The 3,960-nt window shown below is 71.8% G+C and carries 4 protein-coding genes; 2 read left to right on the plus strand and 2 right to left on the minus strand.

The genetic code is table 11. From position 1 onward, the window contains the following. A partial coding sequence (locus ACWGI8_RS40920; RefSeq protein ID WP_453668528.1) for a LysR family transcriptional regulator occupies positions 1-739 on the minus strand: 739 nt, incomplete at its 3' end. A 74-nt stretch (positions 740-813) separates the two neighbouring features. On the opposite strand from ACWGI8_RS40920, the gene ACWGI8_RS40925 reads away from it, so the two are divergent. Then, complete coding sequence (locus tag ACWGI8_RS40925; protein ID WP_453668529.1) at positions 814-1,848, plus strand: DMT family transporter; 1,035 nt, start codon at positions 814-816, stop codon at positions 1,846-1,848. Here the strand turns inward: ACWGI8_RS40925 and ACWGI8_RS40930 are convergent. Further along, the gene (locus ACWGI8_RS40930) at positions 1,839-3,170 is read right to left on the minus strand and encodes an aminotransferase class I/II-fold pyridoxal phosphate-dependent enzyme (protein WP_453668530.1); all 1,332 of its coding nucleotides are present in this window, start codon (positions 3,168-3,170) and stop codon (positions 1,839-1,841) included. The genes ACWGI8_RS40925 and ACWGI8_RS40930 overlap by 10 nt on opposite strands. A gap of 23 nt (positions 3,171-3,193) precedes the next feature. Between ACWGI8_RS40930 and ACWGI8_RS40935 the strand changes: the two genes are divergently transcribed. Then, on the plus strand, positions 3,194-3,886 hold the full coding sequence (locus ACWGI8_RS40935) for a pyridoxamine 5'-phosphate oxidase family protein (protein ID WP_453668531.1): 693 nt from the start codon (positions 3,194-3,196) through the stop codon (positions 3,884-3,886). Positions 3,887-3,960: the final 74 nt, after the last annotated feature.

Here is a 3,960-nt window from a genome sequence, read left to right on the forward strand (position 1 = left end):
GGGTCACACAGACCCCGAGGCCTGCGGCGATCAGCGCCAGTTGGGTGTGGTGCTCGCCCGCCATGTGCGCGATCCGCGGCTCGATGCCCTTGGCACGCAGCGTGAACATCAGCCACTCGTAGCAGAATTCACCCTCGGGCCACGACACCCACTCGTCGTCCGCGAAGTCCTCCAGATCCACCTCCGCCCGGTCCGCGAGCGGATGGTCCGCCGGCATCGCCACATCCGCGGCGTCGTCCAGCAGCTGCGCCCGGGCCAGCCCGCCGGGCACCGGCAGCCGCTTGTTGCTCCAGTCCAGCACGACCGCGAGATCGAGATCGCCCCTGATGACCTGCCGCACGGCATACTCGGGCTCCAGCTCGCTGGACCGGACGCGCAGCTCGGGATGGACCCTGCGAAGGGACGCGAGCGCTGCGGGGAAGAGTCCGCGCGCCGCCGTCGGGAACGCCCCGACCCGCACCTCGCCGACCACCTGCCCGCGCTGCGCCTCGATATCGGCCTGTGCGAGCTCCACCTGGGACAGGATGCGCGCGGCATGGTCGGCGAGCAATCGTCCGGCGTCGGTGAGGCGCACCCCTCGCCCGTTCTTGGCCAGCAGCTGCTGGCCCACCTCCCGTTCCAGCTTCGCCATCTGCTGGGACACGGCGGACGTCGTCACATGCAGCCCGTCGGCCGCTCCGCTGACCGAGCCGTGCCGGGCCAGCGCGTCGAGGGTCCGCAGGCGCTCCAGGTTCAACATGTAAGTGATGCTAAGCGAATCCCTCAAAGAAGTCTCGCTTGTCCTACGAGAATGGTGCGGCCAAGGTAGAGGGCATGAGCACCGTCAGGCCGCCGTCGCGCGACCGATCCCGCATATCGCCTCCCTTTCTTTCCTCCTCTTCGGCGCCTTCGGCCCCTTCATCCCCTTCGGGCCCTTCATCTCCTTCCTCCCTCGTCACCCCGGCTGCCACGGCCGCACGCCGTCCCGCCGTCGACTGGCGCATCAGGTTCGCCGTGCTCGCCCTGATCTGGGGCTTCAGCTTCCTTCTCATCAAGGTCGGCACCCACGGGTACGCACCGTTCCAGGTCACCTTCGGCCGGCTGCTCTTCGGTACGGCGGTGCTCGCCGCGGCGATGGCGGTGAAGCGCGAGCGACTGCCCCGCGGACTGCGCACATGGGGGCATCTCACCGTTGCCGCGTTCCTGCTCAACGCCCTGCCGTTCTCGCTCTTCGCCTACGCCGAGCTGACGATCCCCTCGACGCTGGCGGGCATCTGCAACGCCACCTCACCGCTCTGGGGCATGGCGCTGTCGCTGGTGGCGCTCTCCGAGGACCGGCCGACCCGTCGCCGTGTCGCCGGGCTCGGGATCGGCTTCCTCGGAGTGCTCACCGTGCTGGGCGCCTGGCAGGGCTTCTCCGGGCTGGATGTCACGGGCACCGCGATGGCCCTCCTCGCCTCGCTGAGCTACCCGGTCGGCTGGATCTACGTCCGCCGTACGCTGGCCGACTCCAGCCACTCGAACCTCTCCCTCACCGGCGCTCAGCTTCTTCTCGCCACACTCCAACTGGCTCTGGTGACCCCGCTGTTCACCACGCTCCCCAGCTCCCTTCCGGTGCTTCCGCTGCTCGCGGTGATCGCTCTGGGCGCCCTGGGGACCGGCTTCGCGATGCTGCTCCAGTACGGACTGGTCGCCGAGGTCGGGCCCACGACGGCGACGATGGTCACGTACTTCATCCCGGTCATCGCCACGGCCGCCGGCGTGACGCTGCTGGGCGAGCAGTTCGGCTGGAACACCCCGGTCGGTGCGCTGATCGTGCTGGCGGGAGCCGCGCTCACCCAGAGCAGGCCGAAGCCCCGTCAGCCATAGGCGCGTGCGGGCAAGGGACCGGCCGCCGATGCCACCGCTTCGGCGAGCCGGCCGATGTCGTCCCGCGTCAGACCGGACACCGTGAGCCGCACGCCGGGCGGCGTCGACGTCCGGAACCGCGCCCCGGGAGCGACGGCCCATCCGGCGTGCAGCAGCCGCGCCACCGTCCCGGTCTCGTCGGCCACGGGCACCCACACGTTCATCCCGCTGCGGCCCCGCCCCTCGATGCCGCGTTCGGCCAGCGCCCGCAGCAGCGCGTCGCGCCGCTCGCCGTACGCGCGGGCCACAGCCGCCGGGTCGACGGCCCCGGAGACCCACAGCTCCACGACCGCGCGCTGGGTCAGCCGGCTCACCCAGCCCGGTCCGAGCTGCTGCCGTCCGAGCACCCGGTCGATCGTGACCTCGTCCCCGGTCAGCACGGCGAGGCGCAGATCCGGACCATACGCCTTGGCGGTGGAGCGCACGAGCGCCCAGTGGTCCGACACTCCGGCAAGGGGGTGGAGCGGCTGGTCGACGATGGCGTGGCCGTGGTCGTCCTCGACGAGCAGCACTTCCGGATGCCGGGCGAGGACGGCGCGCAGCTCGTCCGCGCGTGCCCGACCGATCACGGCTCCGGTGGGGTTCTGCGCCCGGTCGGTGACGATCAGGGCCCGGGCTCCGCCGTCGAGTGCCCGCTCCACCTCGTCCGGGAGCGGCCCGTCGTCGTCGAGGCCGACCGGTACGAGCCGCAGCCCCAGCGCCGGGATCAGATCCAGCAGGCCGCCCCAGCCCGGGTCCTCCACGGCGACGGCGTCGCCTGGCCTCAGCCACGTGTTCAGCACGCGCTCGATGGCGTCGAGCGAGCCGGACGCAACGGCGATCGGCCCGTCCGGCACCCCGTCGGCGTCCATCCCGGCCCGGGCGAGCCGCGCCAGCTCGGGGTCGACGGGCGCCTCTCCGTAGAGGACGGGCTGCTCGTCGTGGTGGCGCGCGGCGGCCGCGAAGGCGTCCCGCAGCGGCGGCAGCAGAGCGACGTCGGGATTGCCGTCGGAGATCTCCCGGACGCCGGGCGGGGCCTCGACCCGCAGCGAGCCGCGCGCCGTACTGGCCGGGCGCGGCCGCACACGGCTGCCCCTGCGCCCGGCCGTCTCGATGACTCCGCGGTCGCGCAGCGTCCGGTACGCGGCCGCCACGGTGTTCGCATTGACGCCCAGCTCGGTCGCCAACTCCCGCATGGGCGGCAGGAGTTGGCCCGGCTCCAGATCGCCCGCACGGACGCCCCGCTCGACGCTCGCGGCAATCTCCGATGCGCGACGACCCGTGATCCGATACTCTCCTAGCACAAACGAGATTATGCACTAGTGCAATGGAGATCGCAATGGCCTCGACGCCGGTGAACGCCGCGTACCGGACGACCGAGCGCACCGTCCCCACCCGGGCCCGGGAGCGCGCTTCCTACGACCGCGAGCTGGTGCACTCGATACTCGACGAGGCGTACGTCTGCCATCTGGGCTTTGTGCGCGACGGGGCGCCGGTGGTACTGCCCACGCTGTACGGCCGGGTCGGCGACACGCTGTACGTCCACGGCTCCACCGGATCCCGCCCGCTGCGCATGGCCGGTCAGGCAGACCAGTCCGACAACGGCCTCGAGGTATGCCTGACCGTCACCCACGTCGACGGGCTGGTCCTGGCCAGGTCGGCCTTCCACCACTCGATCAACTACCGCTCGGTCGTGGTCCTCGGCACCGCCCATCAGGTCACCGACCCGCAGGAGAAGCGCACCGCTCTCGACGCGCTGGTCGACCATGTCGTTCCCGGCCGCTCCCACGACTCGCGCCCGGCCAACGACAAGGAGCTCGCCGCGACCGCCGTGCTCCGGCTCGACCTGGACGAGGTCTCCGCCAAGGTCCGTACGGGCGGTCCGAACGACGAGCCGGAGGACCTGTCGCTGCCGCACTGGACGGGCGTCGTCCCGCTGGTCCGCAGCCATGGCACGCCGATTCCGGCGGACGACCTGGACCCGGCCGTCGCGCTGCCCGACTACCTGTCCGTGCCGTAGGAGTCCCGGGAAGCCGACTGGATCGCGCACGGGGGTCGCGATCCGCGGGGAGGGCGGGCTCACACGACCGTGTG

The organism is Streptomyces sp. NPDC054841, from assembly GCF_053611045.1.